Source organism: Polynucleobacter sp. IMCC 29146 (assembly GCF_021395195.1).
In the GTDB taxonomy this organism is placed as follows: domain Bacteria; phylum Pseudomonadota; class Gammaproteobacteria; order Burkholderiales; family Burkholderiaceae; genus Polynucleobacter.
The window spans coordinates 85,604-102,858 of sequence record NZ_JAJVCR010000005.1; the positions used below are offsets into that span (position 1 = coordinate 85,604).

Below are 17,255 nucleotides of genomic sequence, written 5' to 3' on the forward strand. Positions count from 1 at the left end.
CTAGGCTGTATTTTTGCCTAGTTTCTAGCGCAGGATCTCAAGATCCTGCGTTTTTTTTGCCTAAATAGGCAAAAAATTGAACTTACTCATAAAAAACTTACAATGGCAAGATGGTTCCACATCTGATTACCGCTTTAAGCGGCCCCTTACTTGAGCTTGAGTCGAAAGTACTCGAAGCCACCCCGACTATTGAGCGTTGGTTTCGTCTTGAATGGCAGGAGCATACCCCGCCTTTTTACTGCTCAGTCGACCTGCGTAACTCAGGCTTTAAATTGACCCCAGTTGATACCAATTTATTTCCTGGCGGTTTTAATAATCTTTCACCAGAAATGTTGCCTCTGGCTGTGCAAGCAGCTATGGCAGCAATTGAAAAAATTTGTCCTGAAGCAAAAAATTTATTACTTATACCTGAGCGCCACACCCGCAATACCTTTTACTTGCAAAATATTGCCCGCTTATCTTCAATTTTGCGGCAAGCGGGTTTGAATGTTCGTTTAGGTAGTTTATCGGACGAGATTAAAAAGCCAACTTGGCTTGATTTGCCCGAAGGCAATCGTTTGCTACTTGAGCCATTAATGCGTTTAGGTTTAAAAAAGCAACGTCTCGGCCTGAAGGACTTTGATCCTTGCTCGATTTTATTAAATAATGATTTATCCGCGGGTATTCCACCAATTTTAGAAAAGATTAATGAACAATACCTTTTGCCTGGCTTGCACGCTGGTTGGCAAATTCGCCGTAAATCACAGCATTTTATGGCTTACGATGAAGTAGCAAAAAAGTTCGCAAAATTAATTAATATCGATCCTTGGATGATTACGCCTTATTTCGATTATTGTTCGGGAGTTGATTTTCATGAGCAACAAGGATTGGAGCAATTACAAATAAAAGTGGATGCCATATTAAAAAAAATTGCCAAAAAATATCGGGAATATGGCATTAAAGATAAGCCCTATGTCGTCGTTAAGGCAGATGCGGGTACATACGGTATGGGCGTCATGGTAGTGCGTAATGCCAGTGATTTAGGCAATTTAAATCGCCGCGAACGCAATAAAATGAGTGTCGTCAAAGATGGCCTAGAAGTGCATGATGTATTAATTCAAGAGGGTGTTTATACTTTTGAAAAAGTCAATGAAGCTGTAGCTGAACCGGTTGTTTATATGATTGATCGTTACGTGATCGGGGGTTTTTACCGTGTGCATACCGATCGTGGCCCTGATGAAAATTTAAATGCTCCAGGCATGCATTTTGTGCCCTTGGCATTCGAACAAAATGCAATGCCAGACCGCAATGCTAAGCCTGGTAGCGCTGCGCCTAACCGTTTCTACTTATATGGGGTCGTAGCGCGCCTGGCTTTATTAGCGGCTTCATTAGAGTTAGAGAGAACCGATCCTAACGCCGAGGCGCTGTAAGTAATGGATTTTTTATTCGTTGGCGATCCATTAGATACATTAAAGTTGCCAAAGGATTCTACGGTTGCAATGATGCGCGCTACCCAAGCAGCTGGCCATCGACTTTGGTATACCGAAAGTCGCCAGTTATTCTGGCAAGCTGGTTTTACATTCGCCAACTGCTGTGCAATCACATTGCAGCCCACAAGTACTGCTTGGTATAAATTAGGTATTAGCGAAGTATGTAGCTTAGATCGTTTTACTGCGGTACTGATGCGTCAAGACCCGCCATTTGATATTGAATATTTGAATGCCACTTGGATTTTGTCAGCTGCAGTACGGCAGGGTGCGCGGGTATTTAATGAGCCGAGCGCATTACGTAATCATTCCGAAAAACTGGCTATTACAGAGTTTGCTTCATTTATTCCACCCACTTTAGTTACGCGTGAACTCGCCGCAATTTCTGCATTTCATGCCGAACACCACGATATTGTGCTTAAGCCTTTAGATGGGATGGGAGGTAGAGGTGTTTTTCGCGTTGGCCCAGATGGCTTAAATTTAGCGAGCATCGTCGAAACCTTAGGCGAAAATGGTCAACGCACTTTGATGGCGCAACAGTTCTTACCGCAGATTGTTGCTGGCGATAAACGGGTTTTATTGATAGCTGGACAGGTCGTGCCCTATGCCTTAGCCCGCATTCCGCAGGGCACTGAAATAAGGGGAAACCTCGCGGCTGGAGGTAAGGGCGTAGCGATGCTATTGACCGATCAAGAAAAAGCGGTGGCTGACTATTTGGCGCCAATACTTTGGGATAGGGGTCTTTTTTTAGTAGGCTTAGACCTGATTGGGGGGTATCTGACGGAAATTAATGTGACTAGCCCTACCTGTTTTGTCGAAATTACGGAACAAACTGGCCTTGACCTTGCTCAGTTTTGGTTACAAGCATTAGAGAAAGAATTAACTTAAGCGAACTTTGGAGTGTTATGCCCGGAATTGTCATTGTTGCCCATACACCATTAGCCTCAGCCATGCTGGGTTTTGCAGAGCAAACTTTTGGAAACTTACCCGAAAAAATTCAGGCAGTTGACATTCCGCCCTACGAAGACGCAAAAGTCAGCTTCGACAGGGTGCTCGCTGCAGCCAAGGCAGTTGATATGGGGAAGGGCATCTTGGTATTAACCGACGTTATGGGCGCAACCCCGGCCAATGTCGCTTCCCGTTTAATCGGTCAAATTCAGTTACCTGGTAAACCACTTTCTCCACTAATTGTTTTAACCGGATTAAATTTACCGATGCTAATGCGTGCAGTCTCTTATCAACAAGACGACTTAGATGAATTGGCTAAAAAAACCTTGCAGGGTGGCCAAAATGGAATTTTACGCATTGGCGTAAATACCAATTTTCTCAACACTGCCTCTGAGGATAGGTAATGCCAAGCGTTGAAATTAAAATTATTAATAAATTAGGATTGCATGCGCGCGCGTCGGCCAAGTTATCGCAATTAGCTGGTGAATTTCCTTGTGAAGTATATTTGGCAAGAGATGGACGGCAGGTCAATGCAAAAAGTATTATGGGTGTGATGATGTTGGCTGCTGGAATTGGTAGCACGGTAACTTTGGAAACTGTTGGTGAACAGGCCGACGAAGCATTACAGGCGCTCCAAGCTTTAATTAATAATCGTTTTGGGGAGGGCGAATAGGTGACCTTCGCCTTACATGGCATTCCAGCCTCGAAAGGAATTGCAATAGGGCAGGCGGTGCTTATTTCACGCGCTGCCTTAGAGGTTAGCCATCATTTAATTGATCCTGGTAGCGCAGAGGCTGAAGCGAAAAAACTGCTTTTAGCGTTCGATCAGGTTCGTTATGAGTTACAAGAATTGCGCGCTGGCTTATCTAAGGATGCGCCCCAAGAAATGGCTGCTTTTATCGATGTTCATGCCATGATCTTGTCAGATCCCGCCTTAGTTGAAAAGCCATTGCAACTGATTCGCACCCAAGGATTAAATGCCGCTTGGGCCCTAACTAGTGAATTAAATGATTTACTCAAACAGTTTTCTGAAATAGAAGATCAATATTTAAAAGAACGGGCCAATGATATTCGTCAGGTAGTAGAACGGGTTTTAAAGGCCTTAAGTCATCAGCAGCAAGAAACCCACGATGTCTTGGCTCCAGAAAATGTGTTTAGTGCTGCCATTATTGTGGCGCATGATATCGCACCACATGACATGTTGCGTTTTAAAAATACCCGTTTTCTAGGGTTTGTGACCGACTTAGGAGGTAAAACTTCGCATACCTCAATTGTGGCGCGTAGCCTTGAAATACCAGCAGTCTTGGGCGTTCGGCACGCAAGTGAAATGATTCGGCATGGCGATTGGCTCATCATTGATGGTGAACGCGGGTTTGTGGTGGTGGCGCCAGATGAAGGTTTATTAATCGAGTATCGTGCTCTACAAGCAAAGGCGATCGAAAATAGCCAAGCATTACAAACTTTAAAGTTTTCACGAACGGTTACCGAAGATGGCGTGCCAATTAAATTATTTGCCAATACAGAACTGCCAGAAGATGCAATTCGAGCAATTGAATTGGGCGCCATTGGCATTGGCTTATTTCGGTCTGAATTTCTATTTATGGATCGTAATCAAACTCTACCCGATGAAGAGCAGCAGTATCAAGAGTACCGACGAGTAGTTGATTTAATGCATGGTTTACCAGTCAATATTCGCACCATCGATATTGGGGCAGATAAGCCACTTGGCGATAGCAATGACTTATTGCAAACGGGGACGTCACCACTTGGGTTAAGAGCAATTCGCTGGTCATTAGCTGAGCCAGAAATTTTCCTAGCGCAATTACGCGCGATTTTACGAGCCTCTGCGCATGGCCAGGTACAAATTATGATTCCCATGCTAGCTCATGCAAAAGAAATTCATGAAACATTTCGTTTGATAGAAAAGGCTAAACAACAACTTGTTGCTCGCGGTCAACTCTTTGATCTGCAAATTCAAGTAGGCGCCATGATTGAAATTCCTGCTGCAGCCTTAGCTTTACCCCTCTTTATTCGCTACTTTGATTTTATTTCCATTGGCACGAACGATTTAATTCAATATACCCTTGCGATTGATCGGGCAGACCATGCGGTTGCTCACCTTTATGATCACTTACATCCAGCCGTACTCTATTTACTAACTCATATCATTAAGCAGGCACAACTAGCCAAAATTCCAGTTTCAGTTTGCGGGGAGATGGCCGGTGACCCCGAATTAACCAAGCTCTTACTGGCCATGGGCCTAACTGATTTTTCAATGCATTTTAGTCAACTATTGTTGGTTAAGCGGGAAATTTTGCATGCCAATGTTGGAAAGTTGAAAGCGCATCTTGCTCCCGTTTTAGAGGCTTTAGAGATGGATGAACAAGCCCTGGCCATGGCACAGTTGATGGCAGCTTAGCAAGTCTTTGAGCTAAATTAAATTCGGTAAAACGCACACGGGGCAAGCACCATTTTTACTTACTTGCACTTCGTCAATGCGAGTATTCAAGGCATTCCATAGCAGTAGACGGCCAACTAAAGGCTGACCAAAGCCGATTAATAGTTGGAGCGCTTGAGCGGCCTGTAAGCTACCAATAATGCCAACCAATGGTGAAAAAACACCCATGGTGGCACAGTTAGTTTCGCTTGGATTGCTATCGGGAGGAAAGATACAGGCATAGCAAGGTGACTGGGGATTTTGAAAATCAAAGACGCTAACTTGCGCATCAAAGCCTAAAGCAGAGCCAGAAACTAAGGGTACGTGATGCGCAAAACACGCTTGATTAATTTGTTGGCGCGTAGCGAATTGATCCGTGCAATCGAGCACTACATCAACCTCTGGCAGTATTCGCGCCAGCCAAGATGGAGTTGCTTTTTCAGCATAGGTTTCAATAATTGTGTCGCTATTCAGACGACTTAAAAACGCTTTGCCAGAAGCAACCTTCAGCTTACCAATTTGATCTTGGGTATGCATTACTTGGCGCTGCAGGTTGCTAAGCTCTACCGTATCGGGGTCAATTAAGGAAATGCGGCCAATGCCAGCAGCGACTAAGTAAGGGGCAGCAGCAGAGCCCAGGCCGCCCGCCCCAATTACCAGTACATGCGCTGCCAAGAGTTTTTCTTGGCCCTCAATATCAATTTCTTCTAGTAGAAGGTGGCGCGAATAACGCAGTAACTGCTCGTCGTTCATGCTAATAAAGTGGGGGGCTTATTCGAGCTTGGAAGACGAACGAATTACCGATTTGCCATTTAGAAAGGCTAAAGCCTGTTGCAACATAAAATCGTCACTACTACCTAATTCGGTGGGTTTTTTCAATTTATCTTTGTCGCGTTCAGCAGGTGTTTTAGTGGCATTTTTTTCTTCAATGCGTTGCATTTCTTCAAGGCGACGTTTTTCACGATCTTTAATTAAGGCATCCTCTGATGATTGTTTATTGCGCAAATGTTTTTCACTATCTACTTCGCGGGTAATTAAAACATCGTCTGGATCACCATCTTTATTTTGATCAACCGGAATATCGGGCTTAATACCAAAGCCCTGAATTGAGCGACCATTCGGGGTGTAGTAATAAGCCGTGGTAATTTTTAAGGCAGAATCATTGCTTAAGGGACGTACCGTTTGTACCGAACCTTTACCAAAACTAGTCTTGCCAATAATAGTAGCGCGTTTGTAATCTTGTAAAGCACCCGCAACAATTTCTGAAGCGGAAGCTGAGTAAGCATTCACCAATACAACCATGGGTAATTTTTTAAACATCGCAGGCACTGTAGCTAGGGGATCGGAGGCTTCATTGAGCTTATACGTATCTGGAGTCGCATTAAAAATTTGCTTTGAATCTGCTGCCTGACCTTTGGTTGAAACAATCACTGCACCTGCAGGCAAGAATGCAGCAGCAACCCCTACAGCCCCTTGCAATAGGCCACCACCGTTATTTCGTAAGTCGAGAATTAAGCCTTTTAATTTAGGGTCTTGAATACTCAGTTCAGTTAAGCGTTTAGCTAAATCAGGCACAGTACGCTCTTGAAAGCTGGTGACTCGAACCCAGGCAATATCGTTATCTAAAATTTTAGTTTTAACCGACTGCACTTTAATTTCTGCCCGCGTGATGGTAACTGGAAAAGTACGGTCTTCACTTTTACGAAACACTGTCAAGGTAATTTTGGTGCCAGGTGCGCCACGCATGGTGCGCACCGCTTTATCTAAAGTCATACCGCGCACGGGTTTGTCATCAAGGCGAGTGATTAAATCACCTGCCTGCAGACCGGCACGGGCAGCAGGACTATCTTCAATGGGGTTAAGTACCTTTACCAAACCATCCTCTGAGGTGATTTCAATACCTAGGCCGGCAAATTTGCCGGTAGTTTGCTCTTGCATTTCAGAAAAATCTTTTTTATCCAAATAAGATGAATGCGGATCAAGACTACTAACCATTCCTTTTACGGCATCTGTTAATAGTTGTTTATCTTCAATGGGCTCGACATATTCACGTTTAATTTGTGCAAATACATTTGACAGGGTGCGCAACTCGTCGAGTGGTAAGGCAGTATTTTGTTGAGCAGTTGCCGAGAGCTGAATCGTCGCGGCAATACCTGCGATAAGTCCAATTAGAATAAGGGCAAGATTTTTAAATAAACGGCGCATAGTTTGGTTTAGGAAATCAGTCTAGTAAGAGGCGTGCGGTTGAAATAGAGCATCTATTTTGCTCTACTCTATATAAAAATGTTGTAGTGCTTGCAAGTCATCATTTAGCTCATACACAATCGGCTTGCCATTGGGGATATTGAGCTCCATGATGGCTTCAGCAGATATGTTATCGAGGTGCTTCATTAAGGCGCGGATGCTATTGCCATGAGCAACTAGTAACACCCGTTTGCCCAACTTCAGGGCCGGCGCAATCGATTCATGCCACAAAGGCAAAACCCGTGCAATGGTATCTTGCAGGCACTCGCCCTGTGGAATTTCCTTGGGATCGAGCTTGCGATAACGCACATCGAGATGGGAGCTACGTTCATCTTCGAGCGCTAATAAAGGCGGTCGAGTAGCAAAAGAGCGCCGCCAAATATGCACTTGTTCAGCCCCATATTGGGTTGCGGTTTCAGCTTTATTAAGCCCAGTTAGTGCGCCGTAATGGCGCTCGTTTAGCCGCCAGCTATGCACGGTTGGCAGCCACATCAGATCCATGGCATCTTGTACTTGCCATAAAGTCCGAATGGCGCGGCGTAAAACTGAGGTGTAGGCAATATCAAACTCATAACCTGCCTGCTTTAGCGCATTTCCAGCAGCAAGTGCTTGGTCGATGCCATTAGGGGTTAGGTCAACATCCACCCAGCCAGTAAAACGGTTTTCCAGGTTCCAAGCAGACTCCCCGTGGCGAATAAGGACAAGTTGTTTCATAGAGCCATTCTATAATCAAGCGATGAACTTTTTAATGCAAACCGACAATTTAGCACTTATCGGCGTGATGGCGGCCGCAGGCTTGGCGCTATTGATGCCTACTATCTCGACTTTAATCAGTGGGGTTGGGCTTTCTGTAGCTGAAGCAACCACCTGGATTAATCGGCGTAAGGCGGTAGTACTCGATTTAAGGGCCCCAGCTGATTTTCAGGCAGGGCACCTGCCCAATTCCAAAAGCCTACCCTTTAGCAAGCTTTCAAGCGATCTCGAGCGGCTGAAATTAGATCGTAAATTACCGCTCATCTTGGTATGTCAAAACGGTAATGAATCACGTAGGGCTGCTCAGCAATTGAGAAAAATGGGCTTTGCTGAAGTTGGTTTGCTCGATGGTGGATTAAAAGCCTGGCAAACGGCTAATTTACCTTTAGTCAAGTAAGGAATTAAGGTAAAAGCCATGTCGCCAGTAATCATGTATAGCACTCAAGTTTGCCCATATTGCGTCATGGCAGAAAAGCTATTACAAAAAAAAGGGGTTCATCAATTACAAAAAATTTTGATTGATGTTGACGCTCTGCAACGCGATGAAATGATGTCACGAACCGGTCGACGCACAGTGCCACAAATTTTTATTGGTGAACGACATGTCGGTGGCTATGATGATTTAGTAGCCCTCGATCGAGCTGGCGAACTTGATGACTTATTGAAATAATTAAACAAACGGAATACATAATATGAGCGAACAAAACTCGACTGAACCCTCTTTTCAAATTCAGCGCATTTATTTGAAAGATCTATCGCTTGAACAGCCAAACACCCCCGCAATTTTGTTGGTACAGGCTGAACCACAAATGCAAGTTGAGGTCGATATAGGAATTGCGCGCTTAAGTGATGAGTTATTTGAAGTCATGTTATCGGGCACGATTACGGCTCGCGTAGAAGGCAAGACACTATTTTTAATAGAAGCAAAACAGGCGGGCATTTTTGAATTTAAAAATATTCCCCCTGAGCAAGTTGAGCCGATGTTAGCCATCGCCTGCCCAACCATTTTGTACCCCTATTTACGTTCCAATATTGCCGATATTGTGAGTCGTGCAGGGTTCCAAGCAATTCATTTGGCGGAGATTAATTTTCATGCTATGTACGAGCAACGTTTAGCCCAAACAACTGAAGCGGAAAAAGGCGCTGCTGCGAGTAATGTCGATGCCGAAAAGAGCAAAATTATTCTCCCCAACTAATTCCTTTTGAAGTTAAGCTTATGAAGCTAACTGTCATTGGAGCTGGTGCTTGGGGTACCGCCATCGCTGTGCAAGCGGCCCGATACTTGTCTGCCGGGGCAGTCTGCTTATGGACCAGAAGTGCTACCCAGGCTCAGGCTCTTCGTCAGCATCAAGAAAATCGCTCTCACTTGCCTGGGGTCGCATTATCTAAAGCCATTACCATCAGTGATGATTTTGAATCGGCGATACAGCGACTGGGACCAGAGGATTTAATTGTCATTGCTACGCCTATCAGTGGCCTAGCTGAATCAGTGCAGCGCATAGCAGCAATAGCCTCTAGTCCTTTGCAGATCGTATGGTTATGCAAGGGGCTTGAACCCACAACAGCGTTACTACCGCATCAATTGGTGGCCCGAGAGTTGCAAGTGCATGGACGCGGTATTACACATACTTATGGATCGTTGACGGGTCCGAGCTTCGCGGGCGAAATGGCCCTAGGTTTGCCTTGCGCTCTTACCATTGCCAGCACATCAAAAAGCTTATGTACCCAGGTGCAAAAGGTATTTCATCACGACCATGTGCGAATTTATGCTAGCGAAGATTTAATTGGTGTTGAGCTTGGTGGCGCAGTAAAAAATGTGATTGCGATTGCAGCGGGTATTGGTGATGGGCTTGGCTTAGGCCTAAATGCCCGTGCAGCATTATTAACGCGTGGCTTAGCCGAAATGATGCGTTTAGTAAAAGCGGCAGGAGGTCAGCCAGAAACTTGCATGGGCCTAACAGGCGTAGGTGATTTAATTTTGACCGCAACAGGTGATTTATCCCGTAATCGGCGAGTCGGTTTGTTGTTAGCTGAAGGAAAATCTTTGCCAGCTATTTTGGCTGAGCTTGGGCACGTAGCAGAAGGTGTTTTATGTGCATCAGCGATTGTAAGCTTGGCTGAGCGCCTTAATGTTGAAATGCCCATTACCAGTAATGTGAGTGACGTATTGTTGGGCAAGCAAACCTTGGCGGTCGCATTGCAAGGGCTGATGGGACGTGATGCCAAACCCGAGCATTGAGTTTTAAATACTGTTTTTAAAGTGTATTTGGCGCCACGCTTCATAAACCACTATGGCTACGGCGTTTGATAGATTGAGGCTGCGACTGTTTGCTTGCATGGGCAAGCAAACCTGATTGTCGACTGGCACGCTAGCTCGAACCTCCGCGCTCACGCCTTTAGTTTCAGAGCCAAAAACAAAATAGTCGTGTGGCAGAAGTTGTGCTTCATAAAACTTACACTGACTTTTGGTGGTCATTAAAAAAAGGCGCTGCAATGGGGGATTGTTCGCGACTAAGAAGGCTGGCCAGTTCGGATAAACGGCTAAGCTAGCGTACTCATGATAATCGAGCCCAGCACGTCGTAGCTTAGCATCCTCAAGAGGAAAGCCGAGCGGCTCAATGAGGTGTAGATGCGCACCGGTATTAGCGCAAAGACGAATGATATTTCCCGTATTGGGCGGAATTTCAGGCTCAAAGAGCACCACATTAAACATCAGTCAATTGCCTCGGCGTGCGTAATAAAACCCAGTTGAGCACATGATATACGCCATGGTCCTTCAAGACTTTAGCAATTGCATTCAACGTTGATCCCGTAGTCATGACGTCATCGAACACAATAACGGTTTGCCGCGCTAGAAGGTCCGCATAACGGGGTTCAAAATAAAACAAACCATTTAAAGCCTGTTGACGTACCTGCCGGCCAGCAGAGATTTGATTCGATAGGGAATGGCGTCGACGCAAGGCATGCGGCAGCACTTTAAGATGTTTAGGTAAAGTCAAATGTTTGGCAATTTCCCAGCATTGGTTAAAGCCGCGCTCAGCCAATTTTTGACGGCTTAGGGGAACAGGCAAAAGGTAGCAAGGGGGTAATTTATCTAAGTGTAGGGTCATCAAACTATTCCATAGGTGAGCGAGCCCAGTAGCATAGGCAAGCCGTCGCTGGTATTTCAACTGATGCACAGCAGTTTTTAATTGCCCTTCGTATGACGCCAGACAAAAACTCATGTCAAAAAACGGTGGTGTGACAATGCACTCACGACAACGTTGCCCTTCAGGCGTAGTCGATTTGTCTACTGCTTCGAGCAACTCAATGCCACAACAAAGACAAGCTAATTGCCCCTGCCGTCGCTGCTCTTGCAACTGTTGCATACAGGAGATACAGATTGTTGCTGCCTGCGAGCGATTACACAAAATGCAACAGCTTGGAAGTAAAGCGCTAATTAATCGCTGAAAATGACTCATGGGGCGCTGAGTATACTGAGTACATGACCCATAGCTTAAGATGGCTTTATACCGAAATTGCTTTACGCATGTTCCAGAAAATGGAAATCGTAAAGATTAAGCCCTGCGCTATTTTGATTGCGCCCGATTATCCAGGTGACCATTCCCGTTGGCTGGCGAAACGCTTTCCTGAGGCACGCATTTTTTTTTATAGCCGCCCCAATTTATTAGCAATCGAGCGCATTCAATTGCATTTGACTCGTTGGTTTTTGTCATGGCGAAGTGGTGGCAGTAAGAAGTTGAGCTTAAACCAAGAGGCGAATACGGTCACTTTTGCAGCCGCCCCCAATTCGTGTGAATTAGTTTGGAGTAATTTATGGCTGCATGAACGAAATAATCCTAAAACCATGTTGACTGAATTTTGGCGCCTATTGCACGAAGGTGGCTTAATTAGTTTGAGTTATTTGGGGCCCGATACTGGTAAGGAATTACGTGCGCTTGACGGTGAGATGAAAACCCAATTAGGCTGTCAATCTCTCCCTAGTGCTTGGGATATGCATGATTTAGGCGATGCTTTAATTGAGCAACGGTTTGCTGATCCAGTGATGGATATGGAGTACCTCGATTTGCAATATGAGTCAGCGCAGTTAATGTTGCACGATGCCTATGCTTTAGGGTTGTTGGCCCACCCCATCAATCTACAAAACTGGCAGGGGAATGAGGCACTTTTACCTAAAAAAATAACTTTAGAAATTATTTATGGACACGCCTGGGTAGTGAATAAGCACCTATCAAAAACCCAGAATCACCAAACGTTTATTAGTCCCGACCAAATTCAAACAAAGGGGGCTAAGGATTAATTTAAATGTGAGCGCTTACTATCAATATAAGATATGTCATCATGTAAGTTAAATCCTACTTGGGCACATTCACGCCGCCTTATTTAAACCTATAATCTAGGGCTAGATAGCAAGATTCAATTGCATTTTTTGCATTAATAAGTGCTATTAGGGGTGTAAATTGTGCAGCACAACAAATAGAGAATGAAATGAATTTATTTGCAAAAGCCTTAAAGGTTTGGTTTTACTTAGGAGCGTTAGTAGCTATCGCTGTAACACCGGTAGTTCAGGCAGCTAATGGTGATATGCCCGGCGGTCCAAAAGTCAATCAACTCGACTTCCCTGCGCCAGCAACCAAAATCATGGCGGAAATTCATTGGCTCAATTGGTTCATGATCGTCATTTGCGCAATTATTTTTGTTGGTGTATTTGGCGTGATGTTCTATTCCATTTTGAAGCACCGTAAATCTAAGGGTGCTAAAGCTGCCTCGTTTCATGAAAGCACTACAGTTGAAATTATTTGGACAGTCATCCCTTTAATTATCGTCATTGCCATGGCCTTGCCTGCTACTAAAACGGTAGTAGCGATGAAAGACACGACCAATTCCGATATCACCATTAAAACCACAGGTTATCAATGGAAGTGGGGCTACGATTACATTAAGGGCGAAGGTGAGGGCATTAGCTTTGTGTCAACTCTCTCGACACCTCGAGCTCAAGTAAATAACCTAGAACCAAAGTCACTGACCTATTTAATGGAAGTGGACAATGAAATGGTGGTGCCGGTCAATAAAAAAATTCGTATTATTACCACTGCAAATGATGTGATTCATGCATGGGCCGTACCCGCATTTGGTGTTAAACAAGATGCCATTCCAGGCTTCGTGCGAGATACCTGGTTTAAAGCGGAAAAAATCGGTACCTTTCGGGGGCAATGCTCTGAGTTATGCGGTGCCCAACATGCCTTTATGCCAATTGTCGTTAAAGTCGTTTCGGCTGAGGACTACAGCAAATGGGTCGATGCTAAGAAAAAAGAAATGGCCGGTAATGCAGACGATCCAACCAAAACCTACACCATGGAAGAGCAAAAAGAACGGGGCGCGAAAGTCTATGCTGCGAACTGTGCTGCCTGTCACCAGGCTAATGGCGCTGGTGCGGGGGCCTTTCCTGCATTGGTCGGTAGCAAAGTAGTGCTGGGCCCTAAAGAGGGCCAATATCAAATTTTGCTAAATGGAAAAAATGCTATGCCCAAGTGGAGCGGGGTGCTATCCGATGGTGAGTTGGCGGCGGTAATGACCTATACGCGCAACACCTGGGGTAATAAATCCGGTGACGTGATACAAACCCAAGATTTTATTACGGCACGTACGGCGAGCAAATAATACCTTCGACCTATTCATTATTAATTTAATCGATCTTAAGAGAGTCATCTATGAGCACTATATCTACTACCCACGATAGCGTCCACGATCATGATCATGCCCACGATCAGCCGCACGGCTGGCGCCGCTGGTTATTTGCAACCAATCATAAAGACATCGGTACGATGTATTTAATTTTTTCATTTGTCAGCTTATTGGCTGGTGGTGTCATGGCCTTAGGCATTCGCTTAGAATTATTCCAGCCGGGTTTACAGTATTTTCGTCCTGAATTTTTTAATCAATTAACGACTATGCACGGTTTGGTCATGGTATTTGGGGCGATTATGCCGGCGTTTGTGGGCTTCGCTAACTGGATGATCCCCTTGCAAATTGGCGCTGCCGATATGGCATTTGCGCGGATGAATAATTTAAGTTTTTGGATTTTGCCAGTTGCAGCAATGTTGCTCTTTGGTTCTTTTTTAGTCCCAGGGGGCGCCCCTGCTGGTGGCTGGACTCTCTATGCGCCCTTAAGCTTGCAAATGGGTCCAGGTATGGATATGGCGATTTTTGCCATTCATTTATTGGGCGCATCTTCCATCATGGGTTCAATTAACATTATCGTCACGGTCCTTAATATGCGTGCGCCAGGCATGACGATGATGAAGATGCCGATGTTTTGCTGGACTTGGCTCATTACTGCTTATTTATTAATTGCTGTCATGCCAGTATTGGCGGGGGTAATTACGATGGTCTTAACCGACCGCCATTTTGGCACCACTTTTTTCTCTGCAGTAGGCGGTGGTGATCCAGTGATGTTCCAACATATTTTTTGGTTCTTTGGACATCCTGAGGTTTACATCATGATTTTGCCTGCCTTTGGCATCATTTCAGAAATCGTGCCCGCTTTCTCGCGTAAAACTTTATTTGGTTATAGCTCGATGGTTTATGCCACCTCATCGATTGCGATATTGTCTTTTATCGTTTGGGCGCACCATATGTTTACCACTGGCATGCCAGTTACGGGCCAACTCTTTTTTATGTATGCCACGATGTTAATTGCAGTACCGACGGGCGTGAAAATTTTTAACTGGGTCGCTACGATGTGGCGCGGTTCAATGACATTTGAAACCCCCATGCTCTGGGCAATTGGCTTTATTTTCGTCTTTACGATGGGCGGTTTCACCGGCCTGATTTTGGCAATGGCACCAATCGATATTGGTTTGCAAGACACCTATTACGTGGTGGCCCATTTCCATTACGTCTTAGTAGCTGGATCATTATTTGCCATGTTTGCCGGTTTTTACTTCTGGTGCCCAAAATGGACTGGTCGCATGGCCAATGAGTTTCGCGGCAAAATTCACTTCTGGGGCTCCTTAATTTTTTTCAATCTCACTTTTTTCCCCATGCATTTTTTAGGCTTAGCAGGTATGCCACGGCGTTATGCAGATTACCCCACCCAGTTTGCCGATTTCAATATGATTGCTTCAATCAGTGCGTTAGGCTTTGGGGTGATGCAGGTGTACTTCCTGCTTTTTGTAGTTTTGCCAGCATACCGAGGTCAGGGTGTAAAAGCATCCGATTGCCCTTGGGATGGCGCTAAAGGCTTGGAATGGACGATTCCATCACCTGCACCTTTCCATACTTTTGAAACGCCACCACAGGTTGATTTTGATGCCCCGATGCATCCAAGTAATACGCCTGCCCATGCCCATTAACGATTAAGCCAGATAGAGCAAACTGCGTGAATAAGCCTAATCAAGCTAACCATAACAAGCGCTTGGCCTATATTCTTGCGAGCATTGCCCTAGTCTTTTTCTTGGGAATTGTGTTGAAAAGAGTTGTCTTGGCTTAATTACAGCTCTCGCCCAAATGCCAACCCATCTTCCTAACCTCAATCGTCAAATATTAGTAAAGCTAATATTGGTAGTGGTGTTGATGTTTGGTTTTGGGTATGCCTTGGTGCCAATGTATCAAGCCCTCTGTGAGGTGACGGGTATTAATGTACTAACCAATAAAAACGATTATGGAACGCGCGCTTTTCGGCCCAATAAATCAAGCAACACACAAATCGATTACTCACGCACAATAACCGTAGAATTTGATTCCAATAGTCGCGGCCCTTTTACTTTTAAGCCAATCAAAAATTACCTTGAAGTGCATCCCGGTGAAATGATTCAAATTATGTATGAGGTGGTAAATAATTTTGATCGCCCCATCATGGCGCAAGCGATTCCAAGCTATTCACCCAAAATTGCGACTGAGTACTTTACCAAATTAGAATGTTTTTGTTTTCAACAGCAAACCTTGGGACCGCATCAGGCAAAAGAATTACCAGTAGTATTTGTAGTTGATCGGGGTTTGCCAAGAGATGTTAAAACCATCACCTTGTCCTATACGTTTTTTGAAATTAATGCGGGTCAAAAGGCAGTAGCTCCGCCACCAACCAAGGCGTTAATTTAAGATGAAAAAAAATAGCAGCTTCTGGCAATCGATGCGCGCTGTTTTTTGGGCCTTTCTGGGAGTCCGAAAAAAATCGGGGTTGCAGGAAGATGTAGCGTCTTTAAGTTTTGTCCATATCGTGATTGCAGGGGTTTTGGGGGCCATGATTTTCATGGGTACCCTCCTCTTGATTGTGAGAGCCGTTGTTAGCCATTCTTAATTTTTTTTGATTACCCAGAGAGCAGACCATGTCGTCTAATTCCGTGCCATATTATTTCGTACCCAATCCTTCGCGCTATCCCGTTCTTCTAAGCATTGGTTTGCTTGGTTTTGGCGGCGGTATGGCAGCCTGGGTTAATCAGTCTGCTTGGGCTAGCATGGTGGTCTTAGGCAGCGTTTTATGGGTTTTATTTGTCTTGTATAACTGGTTTGGCGACACCATTGCCGAGTCGAATGCAGGAAAAAATGGCATTAATGTTGACATCTCTTATCGCTGGTCAATGGCCTGGTTTATTTTTTCAGAAATTATGTTTTTTGCGGCTTTCTTTTCGGCCTTATTTTATGCCCGCAATATTAGTCTTCCTTGGTTAGGCGATGTTGAAAGTAAATTACTTTGGCCTGATTTTTCTGCAGTGTGGCCCAATGACGGTCCAGCGGGTTTAATTCCCCAGTTTCAAACGATGGGCCCATGGCCCATTCCAACGATCAATACGGCTTTATTGCTTAGCTCTGGCGTTACGGTAACTTGGGCTCACCATGCGATGCAAGAAGGCAATCGGAAGCAAGCTATTTATTCTCTCTTTGCAACGGTATTACTAGGATTTATTTTCATTGGTTTTCAAGCTTATGAATATATTCACGCTTACCACGAGCTAGGGCTTAAATTAACTTCCGGTATTTATGGCTCCACGTTTTTTATGCTCACTGGATTTCATGGTTTCCATGTGATGTTAGGCGCGCTGATGTTGGCGGTAGTATTACGCCGCACGATACGAGGAGATTTCACCCCTGAAAATCATTTTGCTTTTGAAGGTGCCTCATGGTACTGGCACTTTGTTGATGTGGTATGGCTCGGGCTATATATCGTCGTGTATTGGATGTAAACCGTTTTAATTACTGCCCAATTTTAATTCCCGTGGCCTGGATATAGCCCAGGGAGTGGGCTAGCCAAATGCCGGCAAAGAGGGCAATGGATAAACCAATGCGCAGCGCTAGCGAGCGAACCATTCGTGCGCTACATCCCTTGTCTTTCATCATGAAGTATAGGGCCGAGCCTAGGCTCGAGATGATCAGAATAAGAGCAAGTAAGATAATCCATTTCATAATAG

At 44.8% G+C, this 17,255-nt stretch carries 22 protein-coding genes; 16 read left to right on the forward strand and 6 right to left on the reverse strand.

Going from position 1 to position 17,255, the window contains the following annotated elements; all coding sequences use genetic code 11:
• Positions 1-110 precede the first annotated feature (110 nt).
• The 5 genes from gshA to ptsP are packed head-to-tail and all read left to right on the forward strand — an operon-like array spanning position 111 to position 4,833.
• Positions 111-1,409, forward strand: a complete 1,299-nt coding sequence (gshA, locus tag LZT22_RS07570; RefSeq protein WP_233924469.1) for a glutamate--cysteine ligase — start codon at positions 111-113, stop codon at positions 1,407-1,409.
• Positions 1,410-1,412: 3 nt separating this feature from the next.
• Positions 1,413-2,354 (forward strand): glutathione synthase, encoded by a 942-nt coding sequence (gshB, locus tag LZT22_RS07575; protein WP_233924470.1) that lies wholly within the window; start codon positions 1,413-1,415, stop codon positions 2,352-2,354.
• A gap of 17 nt (positions 2,355-2,371) precedes the next feature.
• Positions 2,372-2,818: a PTS sugar transporter subunit IIA gene (locus tag LZT22_RS07580; protein WP_233924471.1), complete on the forward strand. Its 447-nt coding sequence runs from the start codon at positions 2,372-2,374 to the stop codon at positions 2,816-2,818.
• Positions 2,818-3,087, forward strand: a complete 270-nt coding sequence (locus LZT22_RS07585; RefSeq protein ID WP_233924472.1) for an HPr family phosphocarrier protein — start codon at positions 2,818-2,820, stop codon at positions 3,085-3,087. Before LZT22_RS07580 ends, LZT22_RS07585 begins: the two co-directional genes overlap by 1 nt.
• On the forward strand, positions 3,088-4,833 hold the full coding sequence (gene ptsP / locus LZT22_RS07590) for a phosphoenolpyruvate--protein phosphotransferase (RefSeq protein ID WP_233924473.1): 1,746 nt from the start codon (positions 3,088-3,090) through the stop codon (positions 4,831-4,833).
• A 12-nt stretch (positions 4,834-4,845) separates the two neighbouring features.
• On the opposite strand, the gene LZT22_RS07595 is transcribed toward ptsP, so the two are convergent.
• From LZT22_RS07595 to gpmA, 3 genes are all read right to left on the reverse strand, one after another.
• Entirely contained in the window at positions 4,846-5,604 is a 759-nt protein-coding gene (locus tag LZT22_RS07595) for a molybdopterin-synthase adenylyltransferase MoeB (RefSeq protein ID WP_233924474.1), read from the reverse strand.
• An 18-nt stretch (positions 5,605-5,622) separates the two neighbouring features.
• Positions 5,623-7,056, reverse strand: a complete 1,434-nt coding sequence (locus LZT22_RS07600) for a S41 family peptidase (RefSeq protein ID WP_233924475.1) — start codon at positions 7,054-7,056, stop codon at positions 5,623-5,625.
• A 63-nt stretch (positions 7,057-7,119) separates the two neighbouring features.
• A complete protein-coding gene (gene gpmA, locus LZT22_RS07605) occupies positions 7,120-7,809 on the reverse strand; it encodes a 2,3-diphosphoglycerate-dependent phosphoglycerate mutase (RefSeq protein ID WP_233924477.1) in 690 nt (229 codons plus the stop codon).
• A gap of 22 nt (positions 7,810-7,831) precedes the next feature.
• Here gpmA and LZT22_RS07610 point away from each other — a divergent pair, with 22 nt between their 5' ends.
• The 4 genes from LZT22_RS07610 to LZT22_RS07625 are packed head-to-tail and all read left to right on the forward strand — an operon-like array spanning position 7,832 to position 10,087.
• A complete protein-coding gene (locus LZT22_RS07610) occupies positions 7,832-8,245 on the forward strand; it encodes a rhodanese-like domain-containing protein (RefSeq protein ID WP_233924478.1) in 414 nt (137 codons plus the stop codon).
• 18 nt (positions 8,246-8,263) lie between these two features.
• Positions 8,264-8,518, forward strand: a complete 255-nt coding sequence (gene grxC, locus LZT22_RS07615) for a glutaredoxin 3 (RefSeq protein ID WP_233924480.1) — start codon at positions 8,264-8,266, stop codon at positions 8,516-8,518.
• Between the two features lie 22 nt (positions 8,519-8,540).
• Complete coding sequence (gene secB, locus LZT22_RS07620) at positions 8,541-9,044, forward strand: protein-export chaperone SecB (RefSeq protein WP_233924481.1); 504 nt, start codon at positions 8,541-8,543, stop codon at positions 9,042-9,044.
• Positions 9,045-9,064: 20 nt separating this feature from the next.
• Positions 9,065-10,087, forward strand: a complete 1,023-nt coding sequence (locus LZT22_RS07625) for an NAD(P)H-dependent glycerol-3-phosphate dehydrogenase (RefSeq protein WP_233924483.1) — start codon at positions 9,065-9,067, stop codon at positions 10,085-10,087.
• Positions 10,088-10,090: 3 nt separating this feature from the next.
• On the opposite strand, the gene LZT22_RS07630 is transcribed toward LZT22_RS07625, so the two are convergent.
• On the reverse strand, positions 10,091-10,561 hold the full coding sequence (locus LZT22_RS07630; protein WP_233924485.1) for a tRNA (cytidine(34)-2'-O)-methyltransferase: 471 nt from the start codon (positions 10,559-10,561) through the stop codon (positions 10,091-10,093).
• A complete protein-coding gene (locus LZT22_RS07635; RefSeq protein ID WP_233924486.1) occupies positions 10,554-11,309 on the reverse strand; it encodes a ComF family protein in 756 nt (251 codons plus the stop codon). The genes LZT22_RS07630 and LZT22_RS07635 overlap by 8 nt, the downstream gene beginning before the upstream one ends.
• 23 nt (positions 11,310-11,332) lie before the next feature.
• Between LZT22_RS07635 and LZT22_RS07640 the strand changes: the two genes are divergently transcribed.
• From LZT22_RS07640 to LZT22_RS07670, 7 genes are all read left to right on the forward strand, one after another.
• Complete coding sequence (locus LZT22_RS07640; protein ID WP_233924488.1) at positions 11,333-12,148, forward strand: methyltransferase type 11; 816 nt, start codon at positions 11,333-11,335, stop codon at positions 12,146-12,148.
• Positions 12,149-12,432: 284 nt separating this feature from the next.
• Positions 12,433-13,509: a cytochrome c oxidase subunit II gene (gene coxB, locus LZT22_RS07645; RefSeq protein ID WP_233924664.1), complete on the forward strand. Its 1,077-nt coding sequence runs from the start codon at positions 12,433-12,435 to the stop codon at positions 13,507-13,509.
• 50 nt (positions 13,510-13,559) lie between these two features.
• A complete protein-coding gene (gene ctaD / locus LZT22_RS07650; protein ID WP_233924490.1) occupies positions 13,560-15,203 on the forward strand; it encodes a cytochrome c oxidase subunit I in 1,644 nt (547 codons plus the stop codon).
• A 26-nt stretch (positions 15,204-15,229) separates the two neighbouring features.
• Positions 15,230-15,340 carry a cytochrome oxidase small assembly protein gene (locus LZT22_RS07655; RefSeq protein ID WP_233924491.1) on the forward strand — a complete coding sequence of 37 codons (111 nt, stop codon included), beginning with the start codon at positions 15,230-15,232 and terminating at the stop codon, positions 15,338-15,340.
• Positions 15,341-15,357: 17 nt separating this feature from the next.
• The gene (locus LZT22_RS07660; protein ID WP_233924492.1) at positions 15,358-15,948 is read left to right on the forward strand and encodes a cytochrome c oxidase assembly protein; all 591 of its coding nucleotides are present in this window, start codon (positions 15,358-15,360) and stop codon (positions 15,946-15,948) included.
• Position 15,949: 1 nt separating this feature from the next.
• Positions 15,950-16,147: a DUF2970 domain-containing protein gene (locus tag LZT22_RS07665; protein ID WP_233924493.1), complete on the forward strand. Its 198-nt coding sequence runs from the start codon at positions 15,950-15,952 to the stop codon at positions 16,145-16,147.
• Between the two features lie 28 nt (positions 16,148-16,175).
• Positions 16,176-17,030: a cytochrome c oxidase subunit 3 gene (locus LZT22_RS07670; protein ID WP_233924494.1), complete on the forward strand. Its 855-nt coding sequence runs from the start codon at positions 16,176-16,178 to the stop codon at positions 17,028-17,030.
• Between the two features lie 10 nt (positions 17,031-17,040).
• Here the strand turns inward: LZT22_RS07670 and LZT22_RS07675 are convergent, their stop codons facing one another.
• Positions 17,041-17,250, reverse strand: coding sequence for a twin transmembrane helix small protein (locus LZT22_RS07675; protein ID WP_233924495.1), 210 nt, complete (start codon positions 17,248-17,250; stop codon positions 17,041-17,043).
• Positions 17,251-17,255 lie beyond the last annotated feature (5 nt).